The following is a 12808-nucleotide window of genomic DNA, read 5'->3' as shown; positions in this document are numbered from 1 at the left end:
CCGCCCGTGGTCGTGACCGGTGTCGTCCTCGTCGTGCTGGCACTCGCGGTCGTCGTCGTCGCGCCACGCGTCCTGACCCGGTCGGCGTGGACGATCGACCGTCCGCGGACCGCCCTGGTCGCGTGGTCCGTCGCCGTGCTCCTGGGGGCGCTCGGCTTCGTCGTCGGCATCGCGCTCGTGGTGCTCGCGGACCGGCCGATCACGGACCCGTTCGGCCTCGCGGAGTCCCCCACCCGTGGACTCAACGTCGGGGTCGCCGTGCTCGCGGTCATCGCGTTCGTCATCGCCGTCCGGGTCCGGCCCGGCGCGGAGCACCAGGCCGTCCGCGAGGCCATGCGCTCCGGCGCCGCCCCGCACCGCGAGATCGACGGCACCATCGTCGCCGTGGTCGAGGCCGACCACGCCCTCGCCTGCGCGGTCCCCGGCCGGAGCGGCGGCGTCCTCGTGAGCACCGGACTCGCCGACCGGCTCCGCACCGACGAGCTGGAGGCCGTGGTCGCCCACGAACGCGCGCACCTGCGACAGCGTCACACGGTCGCCGTCGCGATCGCCGAGTCCATCGAACGCGCCGTGCCGTGGGTCCCCGGTGCGCGCGCCATGGCGCGCTCGACGCGCGTCCTCGTCGAGTTCGCCGCCGACGACGCAGCCGCACGCCGCACCGGACGCGACGCGGTGCGCCGGGCCGTCCTGGTGGCGGACGCGACGAGCGCGCTCGCGGCGATCCGAGCCTCCAGGCTGTCCTGAACCGGACCCGACGGACGGGAGGCCCTGGCTCGGTCCGGACGTCGGTGGCCGGGCGTACTGTGGTCGAGTCCACAGCCTGAAGGGGGACCGTGCAGCCGCTCACCGAAGCCGACATCCGATCGTCGTTCGTCAACGCCACGCCCGAGGAACTCGCCCAGCTCCCGATCCCGGGGCTGCACGAGATGCTCTGGAACGAGCGCGAGTTCCTGGGCTGGCGCGACCCGCAGGCCGCGCGTCGGGGCTACATCGTCTCGTGGATCGACGACCGCCCCGTCGGGATCGTCGTGCGCTCCGCCGGCGGCTCGCTCCGCCCGGGCATCGCCGCGATGTGCTCGTTCTGCCACTCCCCGCAGCCGGCCACGCAGGTACGCCTGTTCTCGGCTGCCCGCGCGGGCGAAGCCGGCCGGAACGGCAACACCATCGGCACGTACATCTGCGAGGACCTCGGCTGCCCGCTGCTGATCCGCATCGCACCGCCGCACCTGAACCCGCCGGCGACGATCAAGACGCGCGGTGAGGCACTGCTGCAGCGCATGCAGAACTTCACCGCGGACATCCTCAAGACGGCGTGACCGGGCGGTTCGCCACCGCGCGGTGGGCGGTCGTGACCGAGCAGGGTGACGGTCGGTGGCAGCTGTCCGTGCACGACGAGGCCGACGACGAACTCGGCACGCTCGGCCTGGGGGTCGAGGGCTCCTGGGACCCGGACGTCGAGCCGCACGTGGCGTTCGTGCTCGTGCAGCTCGGGCTGGCGCTGCGTGGGTCCGACCCGTGGCGCGAGGACGAGCTCGGCGACCAGCGGGCGCCGGTGCTGCCGCTGGGGTGAGGGCTGTGCTGCGTCCCTGCTGGTGCTGGTGCTGGTGCTGGTGCTGCCGTGGTGCGGCCGGCGTCAGTCGGTCGCGGCCATGAAGTTGCGGAGGACCTCGCGGTCGTCGTCGGCCCGTGACGCCCAGCACAGTTCGCTGCGGTGGTCCCCCGTGAGCGGCAGCAGGACGACCGTGTCCGGTGCGGCCAGGGTCGCACTCGCCGGGGCCACCGTCACGCCGAGCCCGACGCCGACCAGGTGCAGGACGGTCGCCCACGTCGTCGCCTCCTGCACGACGACCGGGCGTCGGCCGTCCGCCACGACCGGGGCCAGGTTGCGCTCGGTCGCGACCGCACCGGCCTCGGGCGGGAAGAACACGAACGGGTCGCCGAGGAGCTCCGAGCCGGCGATCGCCGTCCGGCCGGCGAACCGGTGTGACCGGGGCACCGCGGCGACGAACGGCTCGCTCCGGAACAGCGTGGTGCGGACGCCCTCGGTCGGGTCGGGGTCCCGCACGATCGCCAGGTCGAGCTCACCGCGGACGATGCGCGCCAGCAGCCGGGACGTGTAGCCCTCGGTCAGCTCGACGCGGACGAGCGGGTGGCGCTCCCGGAAGCGCTGGACGCGTTCGATCGGGCCGAGCGGCAGCGCCGACACGACGAACCCGACGTCGAGGCGACCGACCTCGCCGCGTCCCACCCGCACCGTCTCGTCGAGGTCCCGCGCGGCCTGGGCCAGGAGCGACCGGGCACGGCCGTGCAGCACCCGGCCGGCCGGGGTCAGCGCGACGCTCCGCGACGTCCGGACGAACAGATCGACGCCGAGCGCGCGCTCCGTACGGCGGATCTGCTGCGACAGCGCGGGCTGGGCCATGTGCAACGCCGTGGCTGCTCGCCCGAAGTGCAGCTCGTCGGCGACCGCCATGAACGCGCGGAGCTGCCGGAGGTCGACGTCGAGGTGATCCATGCACCGAGCGTATCGATCTGCGCGAACGAGTATTGGACGTGACTTCCTCGGGGTCCGAGGATGGAGGCATGCCCGACACCGCCTCCGTCATCATCGACGACCTCAGGACCCCAGCCGACGCCGACGCGTTCCGCACGCTCAACGAGGCCTGGATCACCCGGTTCTTCGCGCTCGAGGACGAGGACCGCGCGATCCTCGGTGACCCGGCCGGACGCATCATCGAGCCCGGCGGCGCGGTGTTCGTCGCGCGGCTCGGGGACGAGGTCGTCGGCTGCGTCGGGATCGCGCCCGAGGGTGAGCGCGTGTTCGAGCTCGTGAAGATGGCCGTGTCCGCCGAGCACCAGGGGCACGGCACCGGGCGGCGGCTCATCCGGGCGGCGATCGACCGGGCGCGGACGCTCGGAGCGCAGCGGATCACCCTCGAGACGAACTCCGCGCTCGCCAGTGCCGTGCACCTGTACGAGACGTCGGGCTTCCGGCACCTGACCGCCGAGGAACGCCACCCGAGCCCCTACGTGCGTGCCGACGTGGCGATGGTGCTCGACCTCTGAGTCCGGTCGGCGTCGGGTGCCCGCGTTGCTACGCTCGCCGGATGACGACACACGAGGTCCAGGCGGTCCGCGAACAGGGCATGTGGCAGGTGTTCATCGACGGGTTCCTCGTCACCGAGGTGTCGCGGTGGTCGTCCGTCGGGTTCGCCGCCCGGCAGTGGGTGTCCCGCACCGAGGAGGTCCCCGCCAGCGAGGTCGACCTGCACGTCCGTGTCCTCGGTCGGAACCACTACATCGACGGCTGAGCCTCACCGCCCCGCGGCCACCAGCTGCTGCGCCCGCTGATGGGACACGTGGAGCAACGGACCGATCTCCCGCACCGTCATGCCGGAGTCGTGCAACACGACGGCGGCTGCCACTGTCTCCTGCGTCGCTGCTGCTCGTGCGCGCTCTGACTCCTCGCGAAGCGCCGCGGCGCGGTCGAGGTGCGCCTGCGCGGTCTTCGGCATGACCACCTCGACGTCGAGGTCGAACGTGTCCGGCTCGCGCTCGTGCATCAGCGAGAGCCAGTCACGCGCCATCAGCTCGATGTCACGCGCACGCTTCGCCTGGGTGCGCGGATCACCGTCGATCCAGATGACCCAGTACTGCTTGCTGCGCTCAGCACGCACGACGTGTCGACTCATCCCCGCTCATCTCCTTCTCGTTCGCAGTCGCGGAGGATTCCGCGAGCAGTCCGCTCGTCGATCTCACGGTGCCGCGGAATGACGATGGTCAGCTGATCGAACCTGTACACGTCATGCCGACTCCCGTGGCGCCGCAACAGGAACTCGACACCCTGTCGCCGTGCCAGTTGGGCCAACTCACTGATCAGCGCTCTCCGCTTCACGGTAGGTGCCCAAACAGGGATGGGCAAGTCTGTCTACTTGCTCTAGTCAGGTAGGTGTCGCGGTCCATGCCTCGACGATGGCCGAGGCAGGGACGTCGACGACGTCCTGGTGCGGCTCGGTGGACGGGGCGTGCTCAGCGAGTGTCTGTGGAGGACCGAGCAGCAGCATGCGGCCAGCAGGACGGAGCAGCGTCAGGCGACGTGCCAGACCACAGCCTCCTGCGCGCTCGACGGGTAGGCCGCGGCGATCCGCAGCACCGCCTCGCGCAGGGTGTCCGGCGAGCACGCCAGGTTGATGCGGGCGAAGCCCCGGCCCTCGGCGCCGAAGGGCAGCCCGGAGTTCAACGCGACGAACGCGTGCTCCCGGAGCTGGACAGCCGGGTCGTCCCCGAGGCCGAGCCCACGGAAGTCCAACCACGCCAGGTAGCCCGCGCGTGGCCGGGCGTAGACGACTCCGGGCAGGTGCTCGGCGAGGAGCTTCGCGAGCAGCCGGTCGTTGGCGACGATGCGGTCGATGACGTCGTCGAGCCACCCGACCGCCAGCGTGAAGGCGGCGAGGTTGGCGTGCAGGCCGAGGATGCTCGTCCGACAGGCCACCTCCTCCCACAGCGTGTCGAGGAGTTCGGCGGTGCGGGCGTCCCCCGCGACGATGACCGAGCACTTCACGCCGGCGAGGTTCCAGCCCTTGCTCGCCGACGTCACGCAGACGCTCCGCGCACCGAGCGGTTCGGCGATCGCCGCGAACGGGGTGAACTGCACGCCCGGGTGGGTGAGCGGGGCGTGGATCTCGTCGCTGATGACGAGCACGTCGTGGCGAGCGGCGAGTGTCGCCAGGGCCTCGAGGTCGGAACGGTCGTGCACGAGCCCGATGGGGTTGTGCGGGTTGCAGAGCAGGAAGACGCGGACGCCGTCGGCGAAGGCGCGCTCGAGCGCGTCGAGGTCGAGCCGGTACACGCCCCAGCGCTCCGTGAGGGGCACCTCCTCGACCTGACATCGGGCTTCCTCGACGAGCTCGAAGAACGGCGGGTACACCGGCGGGGTGATGGCGACACGGCCACCGTCCGGCAGCGCCAGGCGCAGGGTCTCGACGATCCCCACGCTGACGTCGGTGGCCAGGTACACGCGGGCGGGGTCGACGTGCCAGTCCCACCGCTGACGGCCGAACTGCGCGAAGGCCGGTGCGAGCGGCCCGGGCCCGTCGAGGTACCCGAGGTCGGACTGCTGCACGCGCTCGACCAGCGCCTGCCGGATCTCGGGCGCCACCTCGTGGTCCATCTCGGCGACGAACAGCGGCAGCACGTCGGGCGCGTACCGCGTCCACTTGATGCTCGTCCGGACCCCACGGAGCGTGCCGACCGGGTCCTCCTCGTCGTTCGCCATGCCCCCAGGATGCACCGCACCCTGGACGGTGCGCGAGCCCGACCGTCATCCGGCGTCGTCTTCCGCACTGCTCTGAGCCGTGCCACGGCCTCCGGCCTACGCTCGGGCGCATGAGCAGCAGCACCGCCGACAAGGCGCAGACCCTGAAGTCCCTGCACGAAGCCCCCGAGATCCTCCGCGTCGTGAACGTGTGGGACGCGATCAGTGCGAAGACCGTGGCGGCCCTCCCCGAGACGACGGCCATCGCGACGGCCGGGCACTCGATCGCCGCCTCGTACGGGTACGACGACGGCGGCATGCCGCTGGACCTCGCGCTGCAGGGCGCCCGCATCGTGGCCGAGGCCGTCGACCTGCCGGTGACCGCGGACCTCGACGACGGCTACGAGGACCCGGCCGAGACCATCCGCCGCGCGATCGGCTTCGGCATCGTCGGCGCCAACGTCGAGGACCGCCTGCGTCCGTTCGACGAGGCCGTCGCCCGCGTCGCCGCCATCGTGCAGGCCGCCGAGCAGGAGGGCGTCGCCTTCCAGCTCAACGCCCGCACCGACGCCATCGCCAAGGGCGGGGACCGGCCGATCGAGGAGAGCATCGCCGACGCGATCGCTCGCGGCAAGGCGTTCCTCGACGCCGGCGCACCGCTCGTCTTCGTCCCCGGTGCGATCCAGCGTGACGTCGTGGAGCAGCTCGTCGAGGGACTCGGTCACGGCAAGCTCAGCGTCATCGGCCTGCCCGGGGCCCTGCCCGCAGCGGAGTACGAGGCTCTCGGCGTCGCCCGCATCTCCTACGGTCCGCTCACGCAGCGCGTCGCGCTCCGCGCGCTGCGTGACCTCGCCTCCGACCTGTACGGCGGTGGCGTCGTGCCGGAGGACACCCCGACGCTCAACTGACCCGATCGGAGGACGGGAGGCTCGTGGCGGCGCCGCCACGAGCCTCCCGTCTTGCAGTCCTCCGGTCGGAGGGTGGACATCTCGTCTGGCGTGCCGTACTGTGTGCTGTTGGTGCATTGCAGCGAACCCATCTGACTCGCGCACACCACCTCGTCTCGCACCGGCTCACCCGAGTCGCATTCCCACGAGACAACCGCTCGCCCGTACGTCCGATCACACGGACCAGGCCGAGCAGCACGTCGAATTCCGACGTGCGCGTGCCCGCAACACGCGACCGATGCGACACCAGTCGTCCGTCGGACCGCACAGCGGGACGCCAGCAGCCCAGGAAGACAGCACCATGACCAGCAACGAACGCATCACCATCCTCGGGACCGCCATCGCGGCCCCCGCCATCTCCCCCGACCGCATCGCCGAGTTCCCCGTGCGTGACGCCGACACCCAGCGCGAGTACCTCGTGCGTGTGCCGGTCGACACGCTGGACCTCTTCGTCACCCCCGGCACCCGTGTCGAGGTCGACGGCGAAGCCGGCTGGACCGTCCCCGGTCGGTCCTGGCGCGGCGAGGCAAGCCGCACCATCCTCCAGGCGGTCACCATCCGCCGGTCGGAGCTCGCGCTCGCAGCCTGAGCCGAGCCTCCAGTCCGGTCCCGCCGGAGACACGAAACGCCGCCGATCACTCGGCGGCGTTTCGTCGTCCTGGGACGTTGCCCGGCGTCAGACCGGCTGCGGATCCTCGTCGACGCCTGCGAACGGCGCACGGCCGTCGGCGTTGAGCGGCTGTTCCGGACCGGCCTTGGCGGCGGCGTCGCGGAGTCGTCGGATGAAGGCAGGGTCCTCCAGGTCGAGTTCGTCCTCCGGGGCCTGGGTCAGGACGAGCTCGCTCGCCGGACCCACCAGCACCGTCGACGTCTCGATCGCTCCGTCGGCACCGATCGTCGGGACGTGGACCGCGTCCGTACGTCCGTTCGCTCCGAGCACCGCCGCATAGTCAGCGAGCGCTTCGGCGATGCGATCGCCCGTCATGATGACGCTTCCGTCGTAGTTGATGTACTTCACGTTCCACCTCCGCCTTCGAAGGTATGCATCAGGGGTGCACGTCCGCCCGGCAGGTGCGTTGGATGGATGAGGACGAGGGGAGTCCGCAGGGGGAGGAGAGCACCGATGAGGGTCGACAGCGCCGCGGAACTCATTCGTCAGGCGCGCCTCGACATCGGCCTGTCTGAAGACGATCTCGCCCGATCGGCCGATGTGCCGAGGCCGGTCCTCGCTGCATACGAGAGCGGCCGTGCTCGACCCTCGCCCGAGTCGTTGGAGCAGATCCTCCGAGCCGCGCGACTCCGCCCGAGCATCCCCCTCGCACTCTTCGCCGATGCCATCCGCGAGGAAGCCGCAAGGTCCCACTTGTCGAACGTGCGGGTCTTCGGGTCGGTGCTCCGTGGCGAGGACACCGAGGACAGCGACATCGACCTGCTCGTCTCCATGACCGACTCGGCCTCGTTGTTCGACCTGGGCGCCTTCGCGCTGGCAGTCGAGGAGATCACCGGCTTTGCCGTCGACCTGCTGACGGACGACCAGACCGACGACGCGCACTTCTCCCACGTCCGTGACCAGGCCGTCCCGCTGTGAGCGGGATCGTCATCCAGCGGCCGGGGACGTCATCGAGCAGCGGATCCCGCAGGTGATCGAAGCGTTGCTCGACTGAGGTCGTTGATCTCGGACCAGACCTCGTCGAGGGAGAGCCCGAGCACACCGGCGATGGCGGCGATCGTCGGGAACGCAGGCGTCGCGACCCGCCCCGTCTCGATCTTGCGGAGCGTCTCCGGTGAGACGCCGGCGTCGAGCGCCGTCTCGAGCATCGACCGGTCCCCGCGGGCTCGCCGGAGCAGTGCGCCGAGTCGCTGCCCGCGTTCGATGTCGGCAGGGGTGAGCGGGAGACGGACCATGGCACCGATACTAATACCGGTACAGTTGTCGGCATGATCGAGATCTTCACCCCGTCCGAACTCCCCCGCGCCCGAGCAGTCGGAGCGCTCGTCGGTTCGATGCTGCGCCGGCTGCAGGAGCGGACGACGGTCGGTACGAACCTGCTCGACATCGACCGGTGGACCGAGACGATGATCCGCGAGGCCGGCGCCGAGTCCTGCTACGTCGACTACGCGCCCTCGTTCGGCCGCGGTCCGTTCGGGCACTTCATCTGCACCTCGGTGAACGACGCCGTCCTGCACGGCCTCCCCCACGACTACCGGCTGCAGGACGGCGACCTGCTGACGCTCGACCTCGCCGTGACGCTCGACGGCGTCGTCGCGGACTCCGCCGTGAGCTTCGTCGTCGGGGCCGGAGCCACCCATGAGGACCTGGCGATGATCGAGGTCACCGAGCGCGCCCTCGCCGCCGGCATCGCCGCCGCCGCACCCGGCGCGAAGATCGGCGACCTGTCGCACGCGATCGGGTCCGTGCTGACCGAGGCCGGCTACCCGATCAACCTGCAGTTCGGTGGGCACGGGGTCGGGTCCACCATGCACGGCGATCCGCACATCGCGAACGACGGCCGCGCTGGCCGCGGCTACACGCTCCGCCCCGGGCTGCTGCTCGCGCTGGAGCCGTGGATCATGGCGGACACCGACGAACTCGTGACCGACGACGACGGGTGGACGCTGCGGAGCGCCACGGGAGCCCGGACGGCGCACAGTGAGCACACGATCGCGATCACCGAGGACGGCGCCGAGGTCCTGACGCTGCGGTGACGCGCTGGTCGGTCCGCGGGTCGAGCCCTCGTGGACCTCAGTACTCGCCCTTGATGACGAAGTAGGACCCGCGGATCTCGCCGGCCAGCTTCGACCGCTGGCGAGCGAACTTGAAGGACGACAGCTCCTCGGGCACGTCCATCCCGAGTGAGAGCTTGAACCCGACGGCACGCTTGCCGCCCGGTTCGACGGCGTACATGACGTTGACCGCCAGGCCCGACTCGTAGAAGACGTAGGCCATGCGCAGGCCCTCGACCTCGAACCCGCTGACCTCGAGGGGCGGTGACGCGATGTCGATGCCGCGCTCGTCGTGCAGGACCCGGGTCACGAGGTCGAGGACCTCGGGTGCTTCCTGCGGCGTGCTCGTCACGAAGACGTGGTCGTACTTGTTCGTGAAGTAGCGGGCCTCGTTCGCGCGGAGGCCGGCGAGGGCCGGGGCGACCGGGGACGTCTCGAGGCCGGTGGTCGATACGTCGACGAAGTCGACCGTGTACGTCATGGCGTCACCGTAGCCCTCAGGCGTCGGTTGCGGGAGAGTCGCGTGGCGTACGGTGTCGGCGTGCAGACGAATCGGAACATCACGGCCACCGGGTGGACCGTGGTCCTGAACGCGGTGCTCGCCGCGTGCGGCATCGGCCTGGCTGTCGGGAACATCAACAGCCCGACCGCTTCATGCTGGTGTGCGGGATCGTGATGGCCCTTTCCGGCGCGTTCAGCTTCGTGCTCAACTTCCGGACGTGGCGACGGGCGCGGCAGTCGATGCGTTGAACTCACGACGACACGGTGATTCCATGGTCGATGAGAGCGGCGCGCGCGCGAGGCCCGAGGAACCCGCCGATGTCATCCACCGCACGGAGACGGGTGAACGGCGCGAGGTCGTCTGCGGTGAGGTCCTCGATGTCGAAGGAGTCGTCCTCACCGTCCCACTGCGGGATGAGCTGGAGGTACACGTCGTTCCCGCCGTCCAGCACCAGCGTCTCGACGTGCTCCGCGAGGCGTGTCGGGATCGGGAGCTCGCGGAACCAGTCGCGGACCGCGGGGATGCTCTCGTACCCGATCTCGTCGGGATCGAAGGACGGGGTACCGGGATCGCGTGCGAAGTCGTGGACATCGAATCGAGGCGTGAGCAGGTCCTGCCCGAACATCAGCTCCTCGATGATCGCGAGCCGGAACGGGAACGACGCGAACTCCAACACCGGCTCCGTCGCTGCCGGCACCTCCCACTTGCCAGAGGACGTGTTGACCGGTTTCGGCGCGCGGAAGCCGATGATGACCTCGCGGAACGGATGCGTCGCTTGACGCACCACACGTGCCAGCTCGTCGGTGCTGCTCTTGGCGAACCGCTCGGCGAACGACATCGTCCGGATCTCGCCGCACTCCGTCTGGTTGAGGAAGAGGATGCTCTCCCAGGGTCCGACCTCGGCGCGTACGAAGACGGGCCCAATCCGCAGGTCGGACTCGGGCACGGTGTCGAACGGGTCCTCCCCGCCGATCGTGAACTCGCCGACGAAGACACTGTCGGGGTGCAAGACGAGCAGTTCGGGCGACTTGGATCCTCGCCAGTCAGGGTCATCGGCCAGCCGGATCGACAAGTCGGAGGCCTCGTCATCGCCCTTGGTGTAGACCCGCACACCTGATCGATCCCAGATCACCATCGTGCTGCGTACGACCCCGTGCTCATCTGGGTTCAGGTCGTCGGGAGGCACCACACGCGGCTCCCCGAGGAGCGCGGTGAGCGCCGACACGCTCAGCGTCTCATGCAGCCTGTCGTCGATGGTGACCCCCGCCTCCGTGACATCGATCACGTGCGACGCAACGGGTGGACGAGGTGAGGAGTCGGCGGCGGCGTCCTCGCGCTTGCGCCTCCGGAACCAGGCCATCAGTCTCCTCGTGAGCCCTCAGCAGCATCGCAACGCGGGGTCGGTCTCAGTTGTTGAAGCGGAACTCCACCACGTCGCCGTCCTGCATGACGTAGTCCTTGCCCTCGATGCGGGCCTTGCCGTGCGCGCGGGCCTCGGCGATGGAGCCCGTCTCGACGAGGTCCGCGAACGAGATGACCTCCGCCTTGATGAAGCCCTTCTCGAAGTCGGTGTGGATGACGCCGGCAGCCTGGGGAGCCTTCCACCCCTTGCCGATCGTCCACGCGCGGGACTCCTTCGGACCAGCCGTCAGGTACGTCTGCAGCCCGAGGGTGTCGAACCCGATGCGCGCGAGCTGGTTCAGCCCGGACTCGGTCTGACCGGTGGACTCGAGGAGCTCAGCGGCGTCCGCGGGGTCGAGGTCGATGAGCTCGGACTCGACCTGGGCGTCGAGGAACACGGCCTGGGCGGGGGCGACGAGCGCCGCGAGCTCGGCCTTGCGGGCGTCGTCGGTGAGGATCGCCTCGTCGACGTTGAAGACGAAGATGAACGGCTTGGCGCTGAGCAGCCCGAGCTCCGCGATCGGCGACAGATCGATCGTCGTGGCGGACAGCAGCGTGCCCTGCTCGAGCGTGGCGCGGACCTCGCGAGCGGTCTCGAGGACGGCGGGCTCCATCTGCTTGAGCTTCACCGCCTTCTCGTAGCGCGGCATCGCCTTGTCGACGGTCTCCATGTCGGCGAGGATCAGCTCGGTGTTGATGACCTCGAGGTCGTCCTTCGGGGAGACCTTGTTCGCCACGTGCACGACGTCGTCGTCGGTGAACCCGCGGACGACCTGCGCGATGGCGTCGGCTTCGCGGATGTTGGCGAGGAACTTGTTGCCCAGCCCTTCACCCTCGCTGGCACCCTTGACGATGCCGGCGATGTCGACGAACGACACCGGCGCGGGCACGGTCTTCTCCGACTTGAACAGCTCAGCGAGCGTGTCGAGCCGGGGGTCCGGCAGGTTCACCACCCCGACGTTCGGCTCGATGGTCGCGAACGGGTAGTTCGCCGCCAGGACCGCGTTCTTGGTGAGGGCGTTGAACAGGGTCGACTTGCCGACGTTCGGGAGTCCGACGATTCCGATGGTGAGAGCCACGGGACGACAGCCTACCGGCGGCTGCCCGCCGGAGCCGACCCGGGCCTCCAGTCCGCAGGTCAGTCGGTGGTGGGGACCGACCCCAGGGAGATGAGCCACAGGACAGCGGTGAGGGCGCCACCGAAGCCGCCGGCGACCACGACCGCGATGGCGGCCGCAATCGCGGCACCGGTACCGCCCAGCCCGATCGCGAGGGCGATCGTGCGTCGCACCGTGTGCGGCGGCGCGTCCACGGGTTCGGCCTGCGCCAGCAGGTCGTCGAGGTCGCGCGGCTCGCCCATGTCGTGAGGCTACCGGAGACGGGTCCTCCGATCGGAGGATCGGCTCCCCTGATCGGAGGACGTCACCACCCACAGGCGACACGGACACCGCTGCCACCTGGCACCCTGGTCCCCAGGGCGACAGACGGAGGACAGCCATGTGGTTCGAACGCGACCGACTCGGCGTGCACTCGATGGGCTTCGACGCCCGCGACCAGCGGCGGTGGTTCACGCCGGAGACGATCGCGGCCCTCGAGGCCACACCGCCCCGCGAACTCGACGCCCTGCACGACGCCCTCGCCGAGCTCGAAGCGGACGTCCTCGTCGAGTACGACCCCGAGGACGCCGCCATCGACCACCAGGAGGAGGACCGCTGGCGGATGGTCGCGCCGCCCACCGACGCCGCGTTCCCCACGATCACCGAGGACTTCGCCGCGGCGATCGAGGCACACGTGCGGAGCCTCCCGCCACGGTGGCGGCTCGACGGGGCAGCGCTCGCGTTCGAGCTCGTCGGCACGATCCTCCGTCCGTGGTGGACGGCGGAGCACGCACGACGGACCAAGACCTGGCGGATCACCGCACGTCGGCGCCGCGGCACCCGCAGGACCCGCCGCCGCTGACGCAACGCCGGGGCGCGTTCC

General features: G+C 70.4%; 21 protein-coding genes. 11 read left to right on the top strand and 10 right to left on the bottom strand.

Going from position 1 to position 12808, the window contains the following annotated elements; all coding sequences use genetic code 11:
- The first annotated feature begins 6 nt into the window (after positions 1 to 6).
- From BIU98_RS04470 to BIU98_RS04460, 3 genes are all read left to right on the top strand, one after another.
- Positions 7 to 744, top strand: a complete 738-nt coding sequence (locus BIU98_RS04470; RefSeq protein ID WP_071272231.1) for a M56 family metallopeptidase — start codon at positions 7 to 9, stop codon at positions 742 to 744.
- 89 nt (positions 745 to 833) lie between these two features.
- The gene (locus BIU98_RS04465; RefSeq protein WP_071272228.1) at positions 834 to 1316 is read left to right on the top strand and encodes an FBP domain-containing protein; all 483 of its coding nucleotides are present in this window, start codon (positions 834 to 836) and stop codon (positions 1314 to 1316) included.
- Complete coding sequence (locus BIU98_RS04460; RefSeq protein WP_071272225.1) at positions 1313 to 1570, top strand: hypothetical protein; 258 nt, start codon at positions 1313 to 1315, stop codon at positions 1568 to 1570. Before BIU98_RS04465 ends, BIU98_RS04460 begins: the two co-directional genes overlap by 4 nt.
- Before the next feature lie 63 nt (positions 1571 to 1633).
- On the opposite strand, the gene BIU98_RS04455 is transcribed toward BIU98_RS04460, so the two are convergent.
- Positions 1634 to 2515, bottom strand: a complete 882-nt coding sequence (locus BIU98_RS04455; protein ID WP_071272222.1) for a LysR substrate-binding domain-containing protein — start codon at positions 2513 to 2515, stop codon at positions 1634 to 1636.
- A 68-nt stretch (positions 2516 to 2583) separates the two neighbouring features.
- Here BIU98_RS04455 and BIU98_RS04450 point away from each other — a divergent pair, with 68 nt between their 5' ends.
- Both BIU98_RS04450 and BIU98_RS04445 read left to right on the top strand, forming a co-directional pair.
- Positions 2584 to 3066 carry a GNAT family N-acetyltransferase gene (locus BIU98_RS04450; RefSeq protein ID WP_071272219.1) on the top strand — a complete coding sequence of 161 codons (483 nt, stop codon included), beginning with the start codon at positions 2584 to 2586 and terminating at the stop codon, positions 3064 to 3066.
- 41 nt (positions 3067 to 3107) lie between these two features.
- On the top strand, positions 3108 to 3311 hold the full coding sequence (locus BIU98_RS04445) for a hypothetical protein (protein WP_071272216.1): 204 nt from the start codon (positions 3108 to 3110) through the stop codon (positions 3309 to 3311).
- A 3-nt stretch (positions 3312 to 3314) separates the two neighbouring features.
- Here BIU98_RS04445 and BIU98_RS04440 read toward each other — a convergent pair whose 3' ends face one another.
- The 3 genes from BIU98_RS04440 to BIU98_RS04435 form a co-directional block, all read right to left on the bottom strand.
- Entirely contained in the window at positions 3315 to 3692 is a 378-nt protein-coding gene (locus BIU98_RS04440; RefSeq protein WP_071272214.1) for a hypothetical protein, read from the bottom strand.
- Positions 3689 to 3895 carry a type II toxin-antitoxin system HicA family toxin gene (locus BIU98_RS20030; protein WP_139200561.1) on the bottom strand — a complete coding sequence of 69 codons (207 nt, stop codon included), beginning with the start codon at positions 3893 to 3895 and terminating at the stop codon, positions 3689 to 3691. The genes BIU98_RS04440 and BIU98_RS20030 overlap by 4 nt, the downstream gene beginning before the upstream one ends.
- A 192-nt stretch (positions 3896 to 4087) precedes the next feature.
- Positions 4088 to 5275 (bottom strand): MalY/PatB family protein, encoded by a 1188-nt coding sequence (locus BIU98_RS04435; RefSeq protein WP_071272211.1) that lies wholly within the window; start codon positions 5273 to 5275, stop codon positions 4088 to 4090.
- 110 nt (positions 5276 to 5385) lie between these two features.
- On the opposite strand from BIU98_RS04435, the gene BIU98_RS04430 reads away from it, so the two are divergent.
- Both BIU98_RS04430 and BIU98_RS04425 read left to right on the top strand, forming a co-directional pair.
- Entirely contained in the window at positions 5386 to 6162 is a 777-nt protein-coding gene (locus BIU98_RS04430; protein WP_071272208.1) for an isocitrate lyase/phosphoenolpyruvate mutase family protein, read from the top strand.
- A 340-nt stretch (positions 6163 to 6502) separates the two neighbouring features.
- On the top strand, positions 6503 to 6790 hold the full coding sequence (locus tag BIU98_RS04425) for a hypothetical protein (protein ID WP_071272205.1): 288 nt from the start codon (positions 6503 to 6505) through the stop codon (positions 6788 to 6790).
- Positions 6791 to 6877: 87 nt separating this feature from the next.
- Here the strand turns inward: BIU98_RS04425 and BIU98_RS04420 are convergent, their stop codons facing one another.
- Complete coding sequence (locus BIU98_RS04420; RefSeq protein WP_071272202.1) at positions 6878 to 7219, bottom strand: hypothetical protein; 342 nt, start codon at positions 7217 to 7219, stop codon at positions 6878 to 6880.
- A gap of 66 nt (positions 7220 to 7285) precedes the next feature.
- Here BIU98_RS04420 and BIU98_RS04415 point away from each other — a divergent pair, with 66 nt between their 5' ends.
- A complete protein-coding gene (locus BIU98_RS04415) occupies positions 7286 to 7789 on the top strand; it encodes a helix-turn-helix domain-containing protein (protein ID WP_368073035.1) in 504 nt (167 codons plus the stop codon).
- 29 nt (positions 7790 to 7818) lie between these two features.
- On the opposite strand, the gene BIU98_RS04410 is transcribed toward BIU98_RS04415, so the two are convergent.
- A complete protein-coding gene (locus BIU98_RS04410; protein WP_071272196.1) occupies positions 7819 to 8106 on the bottom strand; it encodes a helix-turn-helix domain-containing protein in 288 nt (95 codons plus the stop codon).
- A 33-nt stretch (positions 8107 to 8139) separates the two neighbouring features.
- Between BIU98_RS04410 and map the strand changes: the two genes are divergently transcribed.
- The gene (gene map, locus BIU98_RS04405; RefSeq protein ID WP_071272193.1) at positions 8140 to 8907 is read left to right on the top strand and encodes a type I methionyl aminopeptidase; all 768 of its coding nucleotides are present in this window, start codon (positions 8140 to 8142) and stop codon (positions 8905 to 8907) included.
- A gap of 37 nt (positions 8908 to 8944) precedes the next feature.
- On the opposite strand, the gene BIU98_RS04400 is transcribed toward map, so the two are convergent.
- Positions 8945 to 9406, bottom strand: a complete 462-nt coding sequence (locus tag BIU98_RS04400; RefSeq protein ID WP_071272190.1) for a phage tail protein — start codon at positions 9404 to 9406, stop codon at positions 8945 to 8947.
- Positions 9407 to 9466: 60 nt separating this feature from the next.
- Between BIU98_RS04400 and BIU98_RS19940 the strand changes: the two genes are divergently transcribed.
- Positions 9467 to 9601 carry a hypothetical protein gene (locus BIU98_RS19940; protein WP_302847961.1) on the top strand — a complete coding sequence of 45 codons (135 nt, stop codon included), beginning with the start codon at positions 9467 to 9469 and terminating at the stop codon, positions 9599 to 9601.
- 76 nt (positions 9602 to 9677) lie between these two features.
- On the opposite strand, the gene BIU98_RS04395 is transcribed toward BIU98_RS19940, so the two are convergent.
- From BIU98_RS04395 to BIU98_RS04385, 3 genes are all read right to left on the bottom strand, one after another.
- A complete protein-coding gene (locus tag BIU98_RS04395; protein ID WP_139200560.1) occupies positions 9678 to 10538 on the bottom strand; it encodes a hypothetical protein in 861 nt (286 codons plus the stop codon).
- Between the two features lie 295 nt (positions 10539 to 10833).
- Positions 10834 to 11907 carry a redox-regulated ATPase YchF gene (gene ychF / locus BIU98_RS04390; protein ID WP_071272184.1) on the bottom strand — a complete coding sequence of 358 codons (1074 nt, stop codon included), beginning with the start codon at positions 11905 to 11907 and terminating at the stop codon, positions 10834 to 10836.
- A 59-nt stretch (positions 11908 to 11966) separates the two neighbouring features.
- Complete coding sequence (locus tag BIU98_RS04385) at positions 11967 to 12188, bottom strand: hypothetical protein (RefSeq protein WP_071272181.1); 222 nt, start codon at positions 12186 to 12188, stop codon at positions 11967 to 11969.
- A gap of 137 nt (positions 12189 to 12325) precedes the next feature.
- On the opposite strand from BIU98_RS04385, the gene BIU98_RS04380 reads away from it, so the two are divergent.
- Complete coding sequence (locus tag BIU98_RS04380; RefSeq protein ID WP_071272178.1) at positions 12326 to 12787, top strand: hypothetical protein; 462 nt, start codon at positions 12326 to 12328, stop codon at positions 12785 to 12787.
- The last annotated feature ends 21 nt before the right edge of the window (positions 12788 to 12808 follow it).

Source organism: Curtobacterium sp. MMLR14_010 (assembly GCF_001865015.1).
Classification (GTDB): Bacteria; Actinomycetota; Actinomycetes; order Actinomycetales; family Microbacteriaceae; genus Curtobacterium.
Note: the sequence above shows the minus strand (reverse complement) of the source record. Positions and strands in the feature narration are given on the sequence as shown.

What these genes read in the sequence shown, in the direction of transcription:
- BIU98_RS04455 (WP_071272222.1), bottom strand. Translation starts at nt 2,515, where the DNA reads ATGGATCACCTCGACGTCGACCTCCGGCAGCTCCGCGCGTTCATGGCG.
- BIU98_RS04450 (WP_071272219.1), top strand. Translation starts at nt 2,584, where the DNA reads ATGCCCGACACCGCCTCCGTCATCATCGACGACCTCAGGACCCCAGCC.
- BIU98_RS04445 (WP_071272216.1), top strand. Translation starts at nt 3,108, where the DNA reads ATGACGACACACGAGGTCCAGGCGGTCCGCGAACAGGGCATGTGGCAG.
- BIU98_RS04440 (WP_071272214.1), bottom strand. Translation starts at nt 3,692, where the DNA reads ATGAGTCGACACGTCGTGCGTGCTGAGCGCAGCAAGCAGTACTGGGTC.
- BIU98_RS04435 (WP_071272211.1), bottom strand. Translation starts at nt 5,275, where the DNA reads ATGGCGAACGACGAGGAGGACCCGGTCGGCACGCTCCGTGGGGTCCGG.
- BIU98_RS04430 (WP_071272208.1), top strand. Translation starts at nt 5,386, where the DNA reads ATGAGCAGCAGCACCGCCGACAAGGCGCAGACCCTGAAGTCCCTGCAC.
- BIU98_RS04425 (WP_071272205.1), top strand. Translation starts at nt 6,503, where the DNA reads ATGACCAGCAACGAACGCATCACCATCCTCGGGACCGCCATCGCGGCC.
- BIU98_RS04415 (WP_368073035.1), top strand. Translation starts at nt 7,286, where the DNA reads ATGAGGACGAGGGGAGTCCGCAGGGGGAGGAGAGCACCGATGAGGGTC.
- BIU98_RS04410 (WP_071272196.1), bottom strand. Translation starts at nt 8,106, where the DNA reads ATGGTCCGTCTCCCGCTCACCCCTGCCGACATCGAACGCGGGCAGCGA.
- map (WP_071272193.1), top strand. Translation starts at nt 8,140, where the DNA reads ATGATCGAGATCTTCACCCCGTCCGAACTCCCCCGCGCCCGAGCAGTC.
- BIU98_RS04400 (WP_071272190.1), bottom strand. Translation starts at nt 9,406, where the DNA reads ATGACGTACACGGTCGACTTCGTCGACGTATCGACCACCGGCCTCGAG.
- BIU98_RS04385 (WP_071272181.1), bottom strand. Translation starts at nt 12,188, where the DNA reads ATGGGCGAGCCGCGCGACCTCGACGACCTGCTGGCGCAGGCCGAACCC.
- BIU98_RS04380 (WP_071272178.1), top strand. Translation starts at nt 12,326, where the DNA reads ATGTGGTTCGAACGCGACCGACTCGGCGTGCACTCGATGGGCTTCGAC.